This is a genomic window from Streptomyces sp. CNP082 (genome assembly GCF_059570535.1).
Genome location: NZ_JCANSZ010000025.1, coordinates 25,982 through 43,516, shown reverse-complemented (window position 1 = coordinate 43,516; position 17,535 = coordinate 25,982). Strand labels below are relative to the sequence as shown.

Annotated in this window: 18 protein-coding genes; 4 read left to right on the top strand and 14 right to left on the bottom strand. The window is 69.9% G+C overall.

The features are described 5' to 3' along the window. The first annotated feature begins 18 nt into the window (after window positions 1-18). The 3 genes from B124_RS20325 to B124_RS20315 all read left to right on the top strand — a co-directional run bounded on the left by B124_RS20325 (window position 19) and on the right by B124_RS20315 (window position 2,673). Window positions 19-747 (top strand): ABC transporter permease, encoded by a 729-nt coding sequence (locus tag B124_RS20325; protein WP_496504312.1) that lies wholly within the window; start codon window positions 19-21, stop codon window positions 745-747. Beyond that, complete coding sequence (locus B124_RS20320; RefSeq protein WP_496504311.1) at window positions 747-1,526, top strand: ABC transporter permease; 780 nt, start codon at window positions 747-749, stop codon at window positions 1,524-1,526. The genes B124_RS20325 and B124_RS20320 overlap by 1 nt, the downstream gene beginning before the upstream one ends. A gap of 208 nt (window positions 1,527-1,734) precedes the next feature. Beyond that, window positions 1,735-2,673, top strand: a complete 939-nt coding sequence (locus B124_RS20315) for an ABC transporter substrate-binding protein (protein ID WP_496504365.1) — start codon at window positions 1,735-1,737, stop codon at window positions 2,671-2,673. 130 nt (window positions 2,674-2,803) lie between these two features. On the opposite strand, the gene B124_RS20310 is transcribed toward B124_RS20315, so the two are convergent. The 6 genes from B124_RS20310 to B124_RS20285 all read right to left on the bottom strand — a co-directional run bounded on the left by B124_RS20310 (window position 2,804) and on the right by B124_RS20285 (window position 8,165). Then, complete coding sequence (locus B124_RS20310; RefSeq protein ID WP_496504310.1) at window positions 2,804-3,484, bottom strand: hypothetical protein; 681 nt, start codon at window positions 3,482-3,484, stop codon at window positions 2,804-2,806. Then, a complete protein-coding gene (locus B124_RS20305; RefSeq protein WP_496504309.1) occupies window positions 3,481-4,362 on the bottom strand; it encodes a hypothetical protein in 882 nt (293 codons plus the stop codon). Before B124_RS20305 ends, B124_RS20310 begins: the two co-directional genes overlap by 4 nt. A gap of 64 nt (window positions 4,363-4,426) precedes the next feature. Next, the gene (locus B124_RS20300) at window positions 4,427-5,779 is read right to left on the bottom strand and encodes an enoyl-CoA hydratase/isomerase family protein (protein WP_496504308.1); all 1,353 of its coding nucleotides are present in this window, start codon (window positions 5,777-5,779) and stop codon (window positions 4,427-4,429) included. A gap of 1 nt (window position 5,780) precedes the next feature. Continuing rightward, complete coding sequence (locus B124_RS20295; protein ID WP_496504307.1) at window positions 5,781-6,074, bottom strand: hypothetical protein; 294 nt, start codon at window positions 6,072-6,074, stop codon at window positions 5,781-5,783. 406 nt (window positions 6,075-6,480) lie between these two features. Further along, a complete protein-coding gene (locus tag B124_RS20290; RefSeq protein WP_496504306.1) occupies window positions 6,481-7,206 on the bottom strand; it encodes a hypothetical protein in 726 nt (241 codons plus the stop codon). A gap of 314 nt (window positions 7,207-7,520) precedes the next feature. Next, window positions 7,521-8,165, bottom strand: coding sequence for a hypothetical protein (locus tag B124_RS20285; protein ID WP_496504305.1), 645 nt, complete (start codon window positions 8,163-8,165; stop codon window positions 7,521-7,523). 370 nt (window positions 8,166-8,535) lie between these two features. Between B124_RS20285 and B124_RS20280 the strand changes: the two genes are divergently transcribed. Beyond that, the gene (locus tag B124_RS20280) at window positions 8,536-9,483 is read left to right on the top strand and encodes a coiled-coil domain-containing protein (RefSeq protein WP_496504304.1); all 948 of its coding nucleotides are present in this window, start codon (window positions 8,536-8,538) and stop codon (window positions 9,481-9,483) included. A gap of 24 nt (window positions 9,484-9,507) precedes the next feature. On the opposite strand, the gene B124_RS20275 is transcribed toward B124_RS20280, so the two are convergent. From B124_RS20275 to ftsH, 8 genes are all read right to left on the bottom strand, one after another. Beyond that, window positions 9,508-10,692 (bottom strand): NADH-quinone oxidoreductase subunit D, encoded by a 1,185-nt coding sequence (locus B124_RS20275; protein ID WP_496504303.1) that lies wholly within the window; start codon window positions 10,690-10,692, stop codon window positions 9,508-9,510. 33 nt (window positions 10,693-10,725) lie between these two features. Continuing rightward, a complete protein-coding gene (locus tag B124_RS20270; protein ID WP_496504302.1) occupies window positions 10,726-11,217 on the bottom strand; it encodes a DUF3180 domain-containing protein in 492 nt (163 codons plus the stop codon). A 60-nt stretch (window positions 11,218-11,277) separates the two neighbouring features. Continuing rightward, complete coding sequence (gene folK / locus B124_RS20265) at window positions 11,278-11,871, bottom strand: 2-amino-4-hydroxy-6-hydroxymethyldihydropteridine diphosphokinase (protein ID WP_496504301.1); 594 nt, start codon at window positions 11,869-11,871, stop codon at window positions 11,278-11,280. 3 nt (window positions 11,872-11,874) lie between these two features. Then, entirely contained in the window at window positions 11,875-12,243 is a 369-nt protein-coding gene (gene folB / locus B124_RS20260) for a dihydroneopterin aldolase (protein WP_496504300.1), read from the bottom strand. A 171-nt stretch (window positions 12,244-12,414) separates the two neighbouring features. Next, the gene (folP, locus tag B124_RS20255) at window positions 12,415-13,278 is read right to left on the bottom strand and encodes a dihydropteroate synthase (protein ID WP_496504299.1); all 864 of its coding nucleotides are present in this window, start codon (window positions 13,276-13,278) and stop codon (window positions 12,415-12,417) included. A 353-nt stretch (window positions 13,279-13,631) separates the two neighbouring features. Then, window positions 13,632-14,612: a formylglycine-generating enzyme family protein gene (locus B124_RS20250; RefSeq protein WP_496504298.1), complete on the bottom strand. Its 981-nt coding sequence runs from the start codon at window positions 14,610-14,612 to the stop codon at window positions 13,632-13,634. Next, a complete protein-coding gene (folE, locus tag B124_RS20245; RefSeq protein WP_496504297.1) occupies window positions 14,612-15,253 on the bottom strand; it encodes a GTP cyclohydrolase I FolE in 642 nt (213 codons plus the stop codon). Before folE ends, B124_RS20250 begins: the two co-directional genes overlap by 1 nt. Window positions 15,254-15,338: 85 nt before the next feature. Further along, on the bottom strand, window positions 15,339-17,414 hold the full coding sequence (ftsH, locus tag B124_RS20240) for an ATP-dependent zinc metalloprotease FtsH (RefSeq protein WP_496504296.1): 2,076 nt from the start codon (window positions 17,412-17,414) through the stop codon (window positions 15,339-15,341). Between the last annotated feature and the right edge of the window lie 121 nt (window positions 17,415-17,535).

Below are 17,535 nucleotides of genomic sequence, written 5' to 3'. Positions count from 1 at the left end.
ATGGGAAGGAGCGGTGGCGTGAAAGCCTCCGGCTGCCTGGCAGCGAACGAGTGGATCTGCGGTGAATACGTCCGCAGCCGCAGCGACGAGCTCGTGGACGCCACGGTCCAGCACGTCTGGATCACGCTGGCGTCCGTGGCGATCGGCCTGCTTGTCTCCTTCCCGCTGGCCCTGATCGCCCGCCGCTGGCGGGTGCTGACGGGACCGGTGCTCGGCCTGACGACGGTGCTGTACACGATTCCGTCGCTCGCCATGTTCTCCCTGCTGGTCCCCCTCATGGGCATCTCGGCGTCCGTGGTCGTCACCGGCCTCGTGCTCTATTCGCTGACGATCCTCATCCGCAATCTGCTGGCGGGCCTCGATTCCGTTCCGGCGGAGACGCGGGAGGCGGCGCGCGGTATGGGGTACGGGCAGACGCGGCTGCTGTTCGCCGTCGAGTTGCCGCTCGCGCTGCCCGCCGTCATGGCCGGGCTGCGGATTGCGACGGTGTCGACGATCGCGATGACGACCGTCGGCGGCATCATCGGCTACGGCGGCCTGGGCAACCTGATCGTCGAGGGCATGCGCAGCCTGTTCAAGGCGCAGGTGCTGACGGCGTCGGTGCTGTGCGTGCTGCTCGCCGTGCTGGCGGACCTGCTGCTCCTGGGTGTCCAGCGGCTGCTGACGCCGTGGACGCGAGCGCAGCGGCGCAGCGGTGGCGGCAGGTTCCGGTTGCGTACCGCCGGGCGGCAGAAGGAGGCGGCCTGATGGGCACGATCGCGGACGCGTGGACCTGGCTGACGACGGGGTCGAACTGGTCGGGTCCGAGCGGCATCAGCGTACGGCTGGGCGAACACCTGTACCTGACCGGCATGTCGCTGGCCATAGCCTGCGCCATCGCGCTGCCGATCGCGTTCTGGCTGGGCCACATCGGCAGGGGCGGCACCCTGGCGATCAACATCTCGAACATCGGGCGGGCCGTGCCCACGCTGGCGGTGCTCGGGCTGCTCATGCTCACGCCGCTGCGCATGCACGGCGACTGGCCGACGGTCATCGCGCTGGTGCTGTTCGCGGTGCCGCCGCTGCTGACGAACGCCTACGTGGGGATCCGCGAGGCCGACAGGGACGTGGTGGAGGCGGCGCGGGGCATGGGCATGTCCGGACCGCAACTGCTGGGCCGGGTCGAGCTGCCGCTGGGCTATCCCCTGGTGATGACCGGCCTGCGGTCGGCGACGGTGCAGGTGGTCGCGACGGCCACGCTGGCGGCCATCGCGGGCGGCGGCGGGCTCGGCCGGATCATCACCGCGGGCTTCCGGACGTACAACACACCGATGGTGGTGGCCGGCGCCTTCCTGGTGGCGGTGCTGGCCCTGGTGCTGGAGGGCGTGCTCGTCGTCGCCGAGCGGCTGCTCGACCCGATGCGCGGCCGTGGCAACGGCCGCCGCGGACGCGGGCGGCGGACGCCAGGAGACGACCTGGCGGCGCCGGGAGCGGAGGGTGCGGACGTACCGCCGGGGGAACAGAAGTCCGTGCCGGCGTCGCTGTAGGGTTCGGCGTCACGTCGCGCGCAGCGCAGCGCCGTGTCACGTGGCGCCGTCGGCGTACCCCCAAAATGCCGGCATTCTCCTCCGGATACTCAACAGAATCACCAGTCATCCAGCCCCCCCTTTTTCCAGTAATGCCACGACTACCGACTCCCTATGGACGGAGAATCCCTTGATTACCAACCGCGTTCGCGCCCGCGCCGCCGCCTCGGTGCTGGCCGCCGCCGCCCTGACCGCGGGGCTCGCGGCCTGCGGCGGCGACAGCCTGGAGGAAAAGGGCGGCACGGACTCCTCGGACGACGACAAGTCATCCCTGGTGGTGGGCCAGGCCGGGTTCACGGTCTCCACGGTGACCGCCGAGCTGTACTCGGCGATGCTGAAGGACGCCGGCTACGACGTCACGATAAAGAAGCTGGAGAACCGCGAACTGTACGAGCCGGAGCTGGAGAAGGGCAGCATCGACGTCTTCCCGGAGTACGCCGCGACCCTCGCCGAGTTCCTCAACGCGAAGGAGAACGGCGTGGAGGCCCCGGACAAGAACCCCGTCGCCTCCAACGACGTGGACGAGACCGTGGCGGCGCTGCGCAAGCTCGCCGAGCCCCGCGGCCTCAAGGTGCTCTCCGCCGGCGACGCCGTCGACCAGAACGCCTTCGCCGTCTCCACGGACTTCGCCGCCGAGAACGACCTCAAGACCCTCTCCGACCTCGGCAAGACCGGCGACCCCATCCGCCTCGCCGCGGGCGACGAATGCCCGGAGCGCCCGTTCTGCGAACCGGGCCTGGAGAAGACGTACGACATCGACATCACGAAGATCGACCCCCTGGGCGTGGGCACCCCGGCGGCCAAGCAGTCGGTCCAGGACGGCACCAACCAGCTCGCCCTGACGACGACCACGGACGCCACCCTGGACAGCTTCGACCTGGTGCTCCTGGAGGACGACAAGGGCCTGCAGAACGCGGACAACATCCTTCCGGTCGTCAACGCCGACGCGGCGGGCGACAAGGAGATCGCGGCCACCCTGGACAAGCTCACCCAGGTGCTGACGACGGAGGACCTGATCGAGCTGAACCGCAAGGTCGACGCGGAGCGGATGAAGCCGGAGGACGCGGCGAAGGAGTACCTGGAGGAGAAGAACCTCCTCGGCTCCTGACCCCCGCCGATCACCCGACCCCCTGCCCTCTGCCCCGCCGGTTCACCCCGGCGGGGCGGGGGGGTTCGGCGTCAGGTTGCGCCGGGTCGTCCCGCAGCGGCGGCGGCAACGGCGGGAAACTTTCGGCGCTTCACGGGTGGCTCTGCGTGCTGGACGGGGCAGTCTCCTCTTCCTGGGGCGGGGAAAAGCTGACGGTTCGCATGATTGCTGCTGTCATCTCACAGAACTCGCCCCAATAGTCCAGGGCCGTGGTGTCGAGTGTGAAGACCGCTAGGTACGGCCCGGTGGGGAACGGGACATGAACTTGGATCTGTGCCGTGTGGAGCTTCGTCTCCTTCCCGTCGGCGGCCAGCTCCGCGGGCACGGTGAATTCCCGCAAGGTAATACACGAAACCGCTGGCCCACATGGCAGATCCACCCACCGCGCATCGTTCGTGGGATCCCGGACCAGGACTTCCCTTATTCCGTTGGCTGCCGCCTCCACGGAAGTGTGCCTGGACTCGATGCCCGCGGCGGTGAGCGTGCAGTGCACGACTCCGCCGTCGTCCCGCGCGAAGAGCCCCATCGCGGAATAGGAGAGCCCACTGCTGCCCATGAACTCCCCCACTGCACCGTAGTACGGTGCGGAGGCAGCCCACAGTGCGTCGTCGCCGTTGGGGTACAACTCCCGCACGAATGCGTCGGCCAGGGCGGTGCGCTCCTCGGCGGTGGCCGCGATCGGCAGGGGGTGGAATCCGTCGGGGACGGTGAACCACATCGGTGGGATGCCTGTCCCGGGCGGGGTTGCGGTGAGGTCTGCGGGGGCGCTCATGAGGCAGGTCCCTGACGGTCGGCGGAGGCGAAGTCGCTGGGGTCGTAGGCCCGGTTTCCGTCGCGGTCCATGATGGCGCTCGGACCGACGGCACCGGACCAGGGATCGGCCCGGTACCACCACGCCTGGAAGAAGAAGTTTCCGCTCGGCCTGAGGGTGACGTTCCAGCCGTCGTAGTCGGTGGGGGCTCTATTGTTGAAGCTCGCGGCGGATGTGACACATTTGTGGATGGTGGCGAGTTGGCCGGGAGTGAGCTGTTCCTCGGGGACAAGCTGAGGCGGCGCCTCCAGATGGCGGACGAATTCCTCGACGGAATCCTCCCTGTCAGAGTGGAGGCGGCACCATGAGCCGTCGGCGAAGTCGACCCGGATGTCGCGCTGTTCGCTGCTGAATTTCTGTCGCGCGACCCGCGCGATGCAGGCCCGGTCGAATTCGCCGAGCACCTCGTCACGGGTGGTGTCTTCGTCGGGAAAGCCGACGAAGACCAGTCGCCGGTCGGTCGCGATGGCGTGGGTGCTGTATTTCTTCGTGCGTCGCTTCGGGTCGAGTTGCCACGGCAGGTTGCGGGCGACGGTACCCGGCGCCGCCCACATGACGGGAAAGTCCTCGACCTCATTGGCCGGGTCCTCCGGCCGACCGCGCAGGCTGGGGCCGAACGTGCCCATGGTCACCGCGCTCAGGGCGAAGCCCACGACCAACTGGAGTCCCACGGACACCCCCCGTCCAACCCGCCGCGTGCTCCGGCCCGCCCGGTCACGTACGACGTAACGTGGCCCTTCGGGCCAGCCAGGTAACTCGTGCTGGATGTCACGGCGATCAGTGTCCCGGAAGAACCGCATGCCGGCGACGGGTGCCGCCACTCCGGTGGCGAAAGCCATCGGTCCTCGGTACAAGAACGTCTCGCCCGCTCGGGGATACCAGGCCATGGCACTCCTCCCTTCCCTATCCGAACGCACCCTGGAGACGGTCCCCGAGACTTCCCACCGGATCACCGGGGAGACGCTCGACGATCGGCGCGGCCAACTGCGGAGCGAGCTTGGTACCCGTATCCAGTAGCCGCCCTCCCACGGACATCGGGTTGATAGCCACCTTCCCCCCGGTGACGATGTCGAGGCCCATGCTGCCGAGCATCCGCCCGCGGCGGGTGGGCTCGCTGATCGCGGCCATCTTGGTGCTCGTCCTGCTGAAGTCGTCCGCCAGCATGAAGACGTCATGGTTCTTCCCCCACAGGGCGACACCCTTGCCCGCGATGGTGAGCCTGACGCCGCCGCGGACCGTGCCCGCGAGGTCCCCGGTGGAGACAATGTTGCGTACGCTCGGCACCTGCTTCATCGCGAAATTCCCTCCCAGTTGGGCGACCCGGGCTTCCGCCGCACCCTTGCCGACGATCTTGACCCCTTTAGCGAACACACCCATGCCCGGTATCAACCCGAGAGCTTCCAGCCCCAGGGCCGTCCAGCTGACATCCGCGCCCGCCGCCTTCGCCACCCCGTGCGTCACCAGCGTCAAGCCGGCATAGAACAGCGCCGCCGTCGCGAAGGCCGCACCGATCGGCGGGAAGGGGGCAGTGGCAATGGCGAGCACGGTCAACGCGACGGTGACGTAGCTGAGGACGTCACCGATCGCCTTGATCAGGTCCGCGTGGTCCTGGACCCAGTCGAGGGTGTCGCCCAGTGCATCCGACACCCCGCTGGCGATACGGTCGAACAGCCCCGGCTCGTCCGGGGCTATGTCGCCGGCACTGTCCAGTTCCCGGGAGATCGACCACGCCTCCGCGAAGTAGCGCCCCTTCAGCTCCTCCGCCCGGTTCCGTACGTCGTCCAGCGCGTCACCGGCCTCCTCCGCGGCCTTCTCGCGCTTCTCCTGCTGCTCCTTCTGCGCGTCCGACGCCTTGTCGTCATCCGACGCGCCGGGGAACGGTGTCGCCTTGCCCGCGTCCAGCAGGCGCTGCGCGTCGCCGAGAGCTTCCTGCTTCCGCCGCGCCTCGCGCTCCAACGCACGCGCCTCGTCCTGGAAGTCTTCCAACTTGTCGGACCAGCGTCGCAGTGCTCTTGCGGCCTTCTCGAACGACTCGTGCGCCCGCTTGATATCGGGAGTGACCTTGTCTGACACGTGGTCGGCGAAGGCGTTAGCGGCCTTGCCCTTCCACGCTCCCTTGTCGAGGCGCTCCAGTTCCCTGGCCGTGGTGCCCAGCTCACCGGCCAGCCGGCCGACGGTGCGGGATAAGTACTTGGTGCTGTGCGCGTCACCGGGGGTCGGGTCGAATCCGAGGGTGGGGTAGTCCTTGTCGGCCACGTCAGCTCCCCTTGGGCTGGAGGGCTGCTTCCAGCTCCTTTTCCAGCCCGTCAAAGTCCGTGGCAATCTTCCGGAGCATCTTGGCGGCCCCGTCGGCGTGCTCTCCGAGTTGCCCGATCCCGTATTCCCAGGACTCGGCGAAATCCTGCAGCTCCCGCATGAGCATCCAGGCTCCGACCACGTCGGTGTCGGCGCCTCTCTTCGACCGGGCGGCGTAGTCCATGCGTTTGGCCATGGTCGTGAACGTGTGGAACAGATCATCGAGAACGTCGCCCTTGATCTTTAAGTCCGCCATCAACTTCCTTCAGCCGAGGTCGAGATATCCCTGCGTGACGTCACGCTAGCCGAAGTCGGCGCCGACACACCACCGTCGAATTCTCGCCAGGCATTGCCTCATGAGGCAACTCTGAAATACCATTTCGCACCTGCGCGGCAACATCGCCCGACGACTGCCGCTCTCAGGGCGGGGTACGCGGCTCGGGCCAGACTCGCGGGCCGCGCTGCCGGTGCGATGGCCGGCGCCAGGGCCGTGCGCGTGGTCGCCGGAGTCCGGGCCACGGGTACACCGCGACCGGGAGCCGGAATCCGGGATCAGTCCCCGCGGGCGGCGGCCACCGGCGCAAGCTCCGGTAACGGAAGACGATCCGGCCGCGGGTCAGGGCGTGATCAAGCCCCCACCCGCCACCACCGAACCTGCTCACTCAGCGGACGACGGACTGGACTTCCCTGACCGTGACCTCTTGTTCACTGCCGTATGTCCCGGAGGGCAGTTCGGCAGGTTCGGGGTTGTTGGTCCCGGTCCAACTGACGTCCCACGTGACGGTGCCCGCGAACTCGTACGGCCCCGTCGCCTCGGTGGAGCGGAGGTACTGCACACCGCACGGCGGCGGCCCTTCGGCGCCGGCCGGCCGCTTCTGGCCGACGCTGCCGTCGTCGTTGAGGGGGCATTCGCCGGACTCGGGGAAGGTGAGGGCGTCGTCGGTACCGGCGTCGATGTGCAGACTCCCGGGGGTGGCGGTGGTGGTGGCGGAGATGCCGAGGACGTCGACGGATGCGGTGACCGACACGGGCTGGAAGGCGGCGTCGTCGAGCGACACCCAGGTGGGGAGGTTCACGACCTGCCGGCCGGTGTCGGGCTGCAGGGTTGGCGTGGCCTCCGGGATGCGGATCTCCTGGTAGGCGAGCTGGGCGAGAATCTCGGGGTTGATGGCGTTCTCGATCTCGGCAGGCGGCTCGTCACCGATATCGACCCAGAAGGGCGTCCCGAGACACTCAGCGGCTGCAAGAGTGTCGGCCTGGTCGGGATCCGTGTAAACACCCCACCAGAACCCCTCGTCGTTCTTCTCAACATTGAAGGGCCCGTGCTTTCCATCTACGTACTTGTCCCTCATCGCCTCCGCGTTGCCCGCATCATGCTGCGGGCTCATGTCGATTCCTCCGTCAAACCTGGTCTGCGCGGCCTCCCGAGCCGTCCACTTGGGTGCGTACCAACACGCAGGGGGTGTCCAGTCGGCGAGGGGGGCAAGGGAGCCGGAGCCGCCTGCATCGCTGCCACCGGCCTGCTCGATCTCGATCTCGGCTCCCGCGGTGGCGGAGACAGCTCCACCGCCGGTTCCTCCCTTTTCCACCGTGTCGCCTCCACGGCTACCGCCAGCGGCTCGCCCGCCGCTCTGCGCAAGGCTTTCGGTGGTGGTCAGAGTGCCGACGACGACAGCGAATGCAACCACCGACGTTGCTAACTTCACCCCTCGCACTGTTCCGCCCCCCGCTTCGAGACGACATTGACGGTCTGCCAGACATCCTCCGCATTTTTCTCCAGGCGGGTGTTGTACAGGACATACGCACTGGCGCCGCCAGAGGAATCCTCGATCGCTTTACCGGTGTCCGCATTCGTAATATAGGAGTCACTCTCGTCGGAGCAATAGATGACGGACACCGCCCCATCGTCCCGAAAGGTCACTTCTTGATTGAAGTACCGGGTGGTTCCCGCCCACGACCGCCCTTTGTCTAGGTAGCCGTTGATGTACTGCAGCGACGACATGAGAGCGTTTCCGGAATTGTAAAACTCCAACGCCTCGGTGTCTGTTGTTCCGCGCAGAATAGCCTCGTCCACCGAATCGACGGAAGCGGCACTGTCCGCCAGGACCGCGTCCTTCTTCGGGTCACCGGTCTCCCAACCCTCGAACACGTTCTTCGCCTCGTCCGGCAGTTCGATCTCCGGTCTCCCGTCGTCCAGTTCGGACGGCGACGGGGACGGGGTGGGCGAGTCGGCTCCGGTGATCTTGTCGTTCGCTTTTGTGTCGTCGTCGCTGTCGCCGCAGGCGGCGAGGAGCAGGCTCAGGGCGGCAACGGCCGCCGCGGCGGCGGGGATAGGGCGGCGCTTCACATCGGCTCCGGGGAGTAGGGGGATCTCTCTGGGGTGTGACGCTATCGAAGGTCCATCGAGTTGCACCACCGTCGAATTTCCGTCACCTATTGCCTCATCCGGCAGTGATGAAATTCCATCGGCCACCGGCTCCGAGCCAGGCGGATCCCCTCCCGCTAAACCGATTCCCCGAATTCGCACCCCCGCCCGCCCGACCGCCCCCCACCGCTCCCGGTCTGCCCTGGTCGGCCCCGGGCCGTCCAAGATCGACCGACCGGCGCGGACCGGTCTCCGCGGGGGGCGGGGTGTCGGGTGGGTGGGACGTAACTGGCGGGAAACAATTGGTTCTGGGCTGCTCCATTTGGGACATCTCCACGGTAAGTTGCGGCCTATGCCTCGTGGACGCCACCGCTTCTCCTCGCCGATGCGCGGGCTCCTGCCGCCCGTGTCGTTCGCCGCGGTCGCGCTGGGTTGCGCGGCTGCGGCCTGGCTGGTTCCCGGGGACGGGTCCGCCGTGCGGTGGTTGGCCGTGGGGAGTGCCGGGGCTGCTGTGGGGGCTTCGGCGTTCATGCGGTTGCGGGACCGGATGGCCGCGCTGCACGTCACCGAGGCGACCGGGGCGCTGGCCCGGGCCGAGCGGCGGCACGAGGAGCAGTTGGCCGAGGTGAAGAGCGACCTCGAAGAGGCGCGCCGGATACGCGGGGAGTTGGAGAAGCGGCTCGGGTCGCGGCACGGCGACCTCGCCCGGCTGCGTACGGACCACGCCGCGTTGCTCGCGCGGTACGCCACCGCCGAGTCCGAGCGCGCCGCCGCGCTCGAGGGGCGGCGGCAGTTGGCTATCGAGGCCGCGTCGCCCGTCAAGCAGTTGCCGCCCGCCGGCTCTCCGTCGCCGCAGCGACCGCCCTCCGCCAGCGCGTACCTGCGCGCCTCCCACGCCCTCGACAGCCTCGCCGGCAACGCCGCGCGTCAGGGGCTCGGGCAGACCCACGAGCAGGCGCCCTCCGGCGACGCCGCCGGCTTCAGCTATTTCTCCCGGCCGCAGCGGGCCCAGTCCCCCGCGCAGCCCGCGGTCGGCGGTTCCCCGCAGGTGCCTCCCCCGGTGTCCGGGCGTGAGACCGCCGGCGGCCACCGTTCCGGCCCCGACGAGCCCGTTGACGCCGGGACCGACCTCGCCGATGTCGTCGGGCCCGAGGTCCTCGCCGAGGCCGAAGCCGAAGCCGGGGCCGAGTCCGAGGCTGAGGCGGACGCCCCTTCGGCCTCCTCCGGTGACGCCGACGACCCCGACGACGACCCCCACGGGCCCGTCGGGCGTGTCATCAACCTGGAGCAGGCGAGCTGAACGGGGATTCGCCCCCGTTCCTCCTCACTTGTCGATGTCCCCGACCACGAAGAACATCGACCCCAGGATCGCCACCATGTCCGCCACCAGCGTCCCCGGCAGCAGCTCGGTCAGCGCCTGGATGTTGTTGAACGACGCGGAGCGCAGCTTCAGCCGGTACGGCGTCTTCTCGCCCTTCGACACCAGGTAGTAGCCGTTCAGCCCCAGCGGGTTCTCCGTCCAGGCGTACGTCTCCCCCTCCGGCGCCTTCAGCACCTTCGGCAGCCGCTGGTTCACCGGCCCGGGCGGCAGCTCCGCCAGCCGGTCCAGGCAGGCGTCGGCCAGGTCGAGGGAGTTGTGCGTCTGCGCCAGGAGCACCTCGAAGCGCGCCAGGCAGTCGCCCTCCCGGCGGGTCTCGACGCGCAGCGTGCCGCTCAACTCCCCGTACGCCAGATACGGCTCGTCGCGCCGCAGGTCGAAGTCCACCCCGGAGGCGCGCCCTATGGGCCCGCTCACGCCGTACGCGTGCACCGTCTGCGGGGGCAGTACGCCGACGCCGCGGGTACGGCCGCGGAAGATCTCGTTGCCCAGCACCAGGCGGTCGAAGACGTCCATCCGCGCGCGCGTGGCGCGTATGGCCGCACGTGCCCGGTCCGTCCAGCCGGCGGGCAGCTCCTCCTTGAGGCCGCCGACGCGGTTGAACATGTAGTGCATCCGCCCGCCGGAGACCTCCTCCATGACGGCCTGCAGGTCCTCACGTTCGCGGAAGGCGTAGAAGATCGGGGTGATGCCGCCGAGTTCGAGGGGGTACGAGCCGAGGAACATCAGATGGCTGAGCACCCGGTTCAGCTCGGCGAGCAGCGTACGCAGCCACACCGCCCGCTCCGGCACCTCCATGCCGAGCATGCGCTCGACGGCCATGACCACGCCCAGCTCGTTGGAGAACGCCGACAGCCAGTCGTGGCGGTTGGCCAGCACGATGACCTGGCGGTAGTCGCGGGCTTCGAAGAGCTTCTCCGCGCCGCGGTGCATGTAGCCGATGACCGGTTCCGCGGTCTGGATGCGCTCGCCGTCGAGCACCAGGCGCAGGCGCAGCACGCCGTGGGTCGAGGGGTGCTGCGGGCCGATGTTGAGCACCATGTCGGTCTGCTCTGCCGCACCTCCGATGCCGATCGTCACGGGGGCTGTGCGTGCGGCGGGCGCGGCGTCTCCGGTGGGCGCGGCAGTCATGCCATCGAGCCTAGCGGCCGTACGGTACGGGCCCTAGGCCCGCGGGGGCTTGCGGTCCTTGTCCTCATCGTCGTCGTCCGGCAGCTTGCACACCCGTTCCAGGAAGAGCGCCGCCGCGACGACCAGCCCCGCGGCCACCACCGCCAGGGCCGCGTACACCACCTGGGAGCGGCGCGTGCCGTAGTCAAGCCCGTCCAGCACCAGGAACAGCCCGAGCCCGCCGTACAACCCCGCGACCAGCGCCGAGACCAGCGCACTCGCCTGGCCGAGCACCACCGCCCGCGCCGCCATCAGCGGGTCGACGCCCTTGGCCTGCGGGTCGCGGTCGCGCTGGGCGCCGAGGCGGGAGCGGATGGACAGGGCCGTCGCCGTGAGGATCGTGGCGATCACCGCGAGCACCACCGGGGCGGCGACGGGGACGCTCGGCAGCGTACCCACCGAGTTCCACAGCCGGGATCCCGCCCAGGCCAGCACTCCCGCCACCAAGAAGATGCCGGCCAACACCCCGATGCGCAATTGCCTCACCGAACGCGCTCCTCCCAGAACTCCCAGAGATCGTAGCCCCGTAGGGCCCGCAGGACGCGCTCAGTCGGGCAGCCGCAGTTCGAGATCCGCGCGCGGGCGCACGCCCTGCCGGCCGACGTGCGCCAGCAGCTCAGCCACCGGCCCGTGCCCCGGCAGCTCCGCCGCGGGGTCCACGTCGTGCCACGGGACGAGGACGAAGGCGCGCTCGTGCGCACGGGGGTGCGGCAGGGTCAGGGCGGGGTCGTCCGAGACGACGCCCTGGTACGCCACGATGTCGACGTCCAGCGTGCGCGGGCCCCACTGCTCGTTCCGGGTACGCGCGAACGCCTCCTCGACGGCGTGCGCCCGCTCCATCAGCGACGTCGGCGGGAGGGTGGTCCGTACGAGCAGGACGGCGTTGAAGTACGCCGGCTGACTGCCCGCCTCGACGCCCCAGGGGTCGGTCTCGTAGACCGGTGAGACGGCTTTGACGCGGAGGCCGGGGGTGTCTTCGAGGGCGTCGACGGAGCCCTGGAGGGTCTCCAGGCGGTTGCCGAGGTTGCTGCCGATGGAGAGCACGGCGCTCTTGGGGTTCTGCAGGGTCGAGTCGGCCGCGTCGACCTGCTCGACCACGGAACGCGGCACTGGCTGCACGGTCGGGTCGCTGCGATTCAATGGTCAACCTCTGCTTCGGGTGATGGTGATGGTCACGTCGTCGAACGGAACGGTGATCGGCGCGTCCGGCTTGTGCACCGTCACCTCCACCTGCTGCACGGGCGTGTGCGTCAGACACTGCGCGGCGATCCGCTCGGCGAGCGTCTCGATCAGGTCCACGGGCTCGCCCTCGACGATGGCGACGGCCTCTTCCGCTACGACGCCGTAGTGCACGGTGCGCGCCAGGTCGTCGGTGGCGGCGGCCGGGCGGGTGTCGAGGTGGAGGACGAGGTCGACGACGAACGGCTGGCCTTCGGCGCGCTCGTGCGCGAAGACGCCGTGGTGGCCGCGGGCCCTGAGGCCGTGCAGCGCAACCCGGTCGGCATCGGTCATGGCTCACCTCGCCTTCTGCGTCTTGCGGCTGCCTGCTGCCCCGGAGCTCTCGATCGAATGTACCTGCGGCCTCTGACAAGCCACACGACCGGGGCTGCGGGTTCGGGGCAGGGGGATGGCGTGCGGCGACGCCTGCGGGGAGGGGCAGCGGGTGCGCCCCCTCCCGCGCTGCTACGCCCCGTTGCCCTCCAGCGCCGACGCGACCCGTACGGCATCCGCCGTCGGCCGCACCTCGTGCACCCGTACCGCCCACGCGCCCTCGCGCGCCGCTATCGCCGACACCGCCGCCGTCGCGGCGTCCCGCTCGCGCGCCGGCGGCGGCGAACCGTCGGGGCCGGCCAGCACGCGCCCGAGGAACCGCTTCCGCGACGCCGCGACCAGCAGCGGCCGGCCCAGCTCCGCGCGCAGCCGGGCGAGGCTGTTCAGCAGCACGAGGTCGTGCGGCGCCTCCTTGGCGAAGCCCAGGCCCGGGTCGGCGATGATCCGCTCGAAGCCGATCCCGCCGGCGACGGCCCGGTCCAGGCTGCGGCGCATCTCCTCGACGACCTCGGTGACCGTGTCCTCGTAGACCGCGCGGTTGTTCATGTCGATGGACTGCCCGCGCCAGTGCATGACGACGAACGGCACCCCGGCCGCGGCCACCGTCGGCACCATCGCGGGGTCTGCCTGGCCGCCGCTGACGTCGTTGACGAGCCGGGCGCCGGCGGCGACGGCCCGTTCGGCGACGGTGGCGCGCATGGTGTCGACGGAGACGAGTACGCCTTCGGCCGCGAGGCCCCGTACGACGGGCAGGACGCGGCGCAGTTCCTCGTCCTCGTCCACGCGGGGTGCGCCGGGGCGGGTGGACTCGCCGCCGACGTCGACGATGTCGGCGCCGGTGGCGACGAGGTCGATGCCGTGCTTGATGGCGGTCGCGGAGTCGAACCACAGGCCGCCGTCGGAGAAGGAGTCGGGGGTGACGTTGACGACGCCCATGACGGCGCAGCGTCCGAAGTCCGGCAGCCCTGCCACCTGCCCCCTGCGTGCATCCGTCATACCACCAGCGTATGCGCCTCCGGTACGACGGGGCGCGGCAGGGCGCCGGGGCGGCGCCGAGGGCGGTCTGAGCAGGGCGGAGCTGCTCAGGGCGGCTCAGGGCGGCTCAGGGCGGCAGGGCGGAGCTGCTCAGGGCGGCTCAGGGCGGCAGGGCGGGGCGCGGGGCGCCCGAGGCGGCGAGAGCAGGCAGGAGCGATGTCAGAGGGGGCGCCTACCCTGGGGCGGGTGTGCGGGGCAGTCCGGGGGCAGTCCGTCGGCGCCGACGCAGTCCTGTGCGATGTCAGAGGGAGTGCCTACCCTGGGGCGGGTGTGCGGGCAGGAGTGCCAGCGCGCGGGTGGCGGAGGTGTGGGGGTCAGGGCTCGCGGATCGTTCTGAAGCCCGTGTTGCCGCTGGAGCTGTCCGGCGTGTTCCCCATCCTCGCCGACGTCCGGTACCGCATGCAGTACGACTCGTGGCACATATGCGACCCCCCCTTCAGCACCCGCGACTGCCCCATCCGCGGCCCCCGCGGGTTGTCCCGCGGCCCGTTGCGGTGGTGCCTCGCGTGGAACCAGTCCGCGCACCACTCCCACACGTTCCCCGTCGCGTTGTACAGCCCGTGGCCGTTCGGCTCGAAGGCGTCCACCGGGCACGTGCCCCGGTAGCCGTCCGCGGCCGTGTTGCGGTCCGGGAAGCTGCCGCGCCAGATGTTCATCCGGTACGCGCCCTCCGGATCCCGCTCCGCGCCCCACGGGTACTGCTGGCCCTCCAGCTCGCCGCGCGCCGCGTACTCCCACTCCGCCTCCGTCGGCAGCCGGGCGCCCGCCCAGTCGCAGAAGGCCAGCGCGTCGGTGTGCGAGACGTGCACCACCGGGTGGTCCCACCGGCCGCGCAGGCCCGATCCGGAGCCCTCGGGGTGGCGCCAGTCGGCCTGGAAGACCTGCCGCCACCAGGGCGTCTGCGGCGGTGAGGCGGTGGGCGGGAAGTTCTTGGGCAGGAAGCCCGCGAAGACGAAGGACCAGCCGAAGCGCTCGGCGTCCGTGACGTAGGACGTGGCGTCGGCGAAGGCCGCGAACTCCTCGTTCGTCACCGTCGTCGCCGCGACCGCGAAGCCGTCGACCGTCACCTCGCGCGCCGGGCCCTCCCCGTCCGCCGGGTACGGGCCGTCGTCGTAGCCCATCAGAAACGTCCCGCCGGGCAGCTTCCGCCACCCTCCGCGCGGCTCGTACGTCCCCGCTCCCGCTACGGGGGCGGCCTCCGCCGGCGCCGGGGCAGCGGGCTCCTCCGCCCCGCTCCCCTGCGCCCCGCGGCCGGGTGCGCAGCAGGCTCCCGGCTCCGTACCCCCGCTCCCCATCAGCGCGACCTGATCAAGCTCATCGCCTCGGCCCGGGTCGCCGGGTCCCGCAACTGCCCGCGCACCGCCGACGTCAGCGTCTTCGCCCCCGGCTTGCGCACTCCCCGCATTGTCATGCACATATGCTCGCACTCGATGACCACAATCACGCCCCGCGGCTCCAGTATCTCCATCAGGGAGTCCGCGACCTGCGTGGTCAACCGTTCCTGCACCTGCGGCCGGCGCGCGTAGACGTCCACCAGCCGCGCCAGCTTCGACAGCCCCGTGATCTTCCCGTCCTGCGACGGGATGTATCCCACGTGCGCGAAGCCCACGAACGGCACCAGGTGGTGCTCGCACGTGCTCAGCACCTCGATGTCCTTGACCAGCACCATCTCGTCGTGGCCCAGGTCGAACGTCGTCGTCAGTACGTCCTCGGGACGCTGCCGCAGCCCCGCGAAGATCTCCTTGTACGCGCGCGCCACCCGCGCCGGCGTCTCCAGCAGACCCTCGCGGTCCGGGTCCTCGCCGACGGCGATGAGCAGCTCCCGCACGGCGTCCTCGGCGCGCTTCTCGTCGAAGTCGCCGTACTCCGCGTTGCCGTATTCCGTGTCGCCGTACTCCGTGTCGCCGTGTCCCGGCCGGACAGCCGCATCCGTCATCGTGGTGCCTCTCGTACCTGCGCCCATGGCCAGCGCCCCCAAGGCTAGAACCTCGGGGGCGCTGCACACATTCCAGCAGTATCCGCTACGGCTGACCGCCCTCACTCGGCGACGGCTGGTGCTGCGGGCCCTCGCCCGGCAGTGTGCCGCCCTGGAGACCGCCCGGCAGCCCGCCGCCGACCTGCGGAGTCTCGGCCTTGTCGAGCATCCTCGGGCCCGCAGGGCCCGAGCCGTTCGTCTCCCGCGGGGAGGTGACCGGCGGCCGGGTGGAGGGCGTACGCCGCGAGGAGCCGGTCCACGCCGGCCGCAGCGGACGCTTGACCAGCGGGCGGAAGATCTCCGCGATTTCCTCCTTGCCCAGGGTCTCCTTCTCCAGCAGCTCCAGCACCAGGTTGTCCAGCACGTCGCGGTTCTCGACGAGCATCTCCCACGCCTCGTTGTGCGCGGTCTCGATCAGCTTCTTGACCTCCTCGTCGACCAGCGCGGCAACCTCCTCGGAGTAGTCGCGCTGGTGCGAGAGCTCCCGGCCCAGGAAGGGCTCGGACTGGTCGGAGCCGAACTTGATCGCGCCGAGCCGCTCGGTCATGCCGTACTGCGTGACCATCTTGCGGGCGAGGCCGGTGGCCTTCTCGATGTCGTTGGCGGCGCCGGTCGTCGGGTCGTGGAAGACCAGCTCCTCGGCCGCGCGGCCACCCATCATGTACGCGAGCTGGTCGAGCATCTCGTTGCGGGTGGTGGAGTACTTGTCCTCGTCGGGCAGCACCATCGTGTAGCCGAGGGCCCGGCCGCGGGAGAGGATCGTCACCTTGTGGACCGGGTCGCCGCTGGGCGAGGCCGCCGCGACCAGGGCGTGCCCGCCCTCGTGGTACGCGGTGATCTTCTTCTCCTTCTCCGACATGATCCGGGAGCGCTTCTGCGGGCCGGCGACCACGCGGTCGATGGCCTCGTCCAGCATCTCGTTGTCGATCAGCTTCCGGTTGCTGCGCGCGGTGAGCAGCGCGGCCTCGTTCAGCACGTTGCTGAGGTCGGCGCCGGTGAAGCCGGGGGTGCGCCGGGCCACGGCGGACAGGTCCACGTCGGGGGCGACGGGCTTGCCCTTCTGGTGGACCTTGAGGATCTCCAGCCGGCCCTGCATGTCGGGGCTCTCCACGCCGATCTGCCGGTCGAAGCGGCCGGGGCGCAGGAGGGCGGGGTCGAGGATGTCGGGCCTGTTGGTGGCCGCGATGAGGATGACGCCGCCCTTGACGTCGAAGCCGTCCATCTCGACGAGGAGCTGGTTCAGCGTCTGCTCGCGCTCGTCGTGACCGCCGCCCATGCCGGCGCCGCGGTGCCGGCCGACCGCGTCGATCTCGTCGACGAAGACGATCGCCGGCGCGTTCGCCTTGGCCTGCTCGAACAGGTCACGGACGCGGGAGGCGCCGACACCGACGAACATCTCGACGAAGTCGGACCCGGAGATGGAGTAGAACGGCACGCCGGCCTCGCCGGCCACCGCGCGGGCCAGCAGCGTCTTGCCGGTGCCGGGCGGGCCGTAGAGCAGCACACCCTTGGGGATCTTGGCGCCGACGGCCTGGAACTTCGCGGGCTCCTGCAGGAACTCCTTGATCTCGTGGAGCTCCTCCACGGCCTCGTCGGCACCCGCCACGTCGGAGAAGGTCGTCTTCGGGGTGTCCTTGGTGATGAGCTTGGCCTTGGACTTCCCGAAGTTCATGACCCGGGAGCCGCCGCCCTGCATCTGGTTCATCAGGAAGAGGAAGACGAGGACGATCAGGACGAACGGCAGCAGGGAGAGCAGGATGCTGAGGAACGGGTTGTCCTTGGTCTCCTTGACCGAGTACCCGTCGGGGATGTGGCCGCCTTCGAACTTGGTCTGGAGCCGGTCGGCGAGGTCGGCACCCTGGGTGTCGATGTAGTTCGCCTGGACCTTGCCGCTGCCGTCGATCTCGTCGTCGCCCTTGAGCTGGACCTTGATGGTCTCGCTGTTGCCGGTGGTCAGCTCCGCGGAGCTGACGCGATCTTTCTCGATCGCGGCGACGACCTTGGCGGTGTCAACGGACTTGTAGCCCTCGGAGGAGCCGACCAGTTGCATCAACAGGACCACGGCGAGGACGGCCAGCACGATCCACATGACCGGCCCACGGAAGTAGCGCTTCACGTCCATCCACACGGGGCGGCGTACGCCCCGTCCCTCCTGCCCAGTGAGGCACGGCTGGCTCCTGACCGAGCCTGTGGCCGTGCGTATGCCTGTATGGGTCCAAACTGAAACGACTGTCGTTCGGACG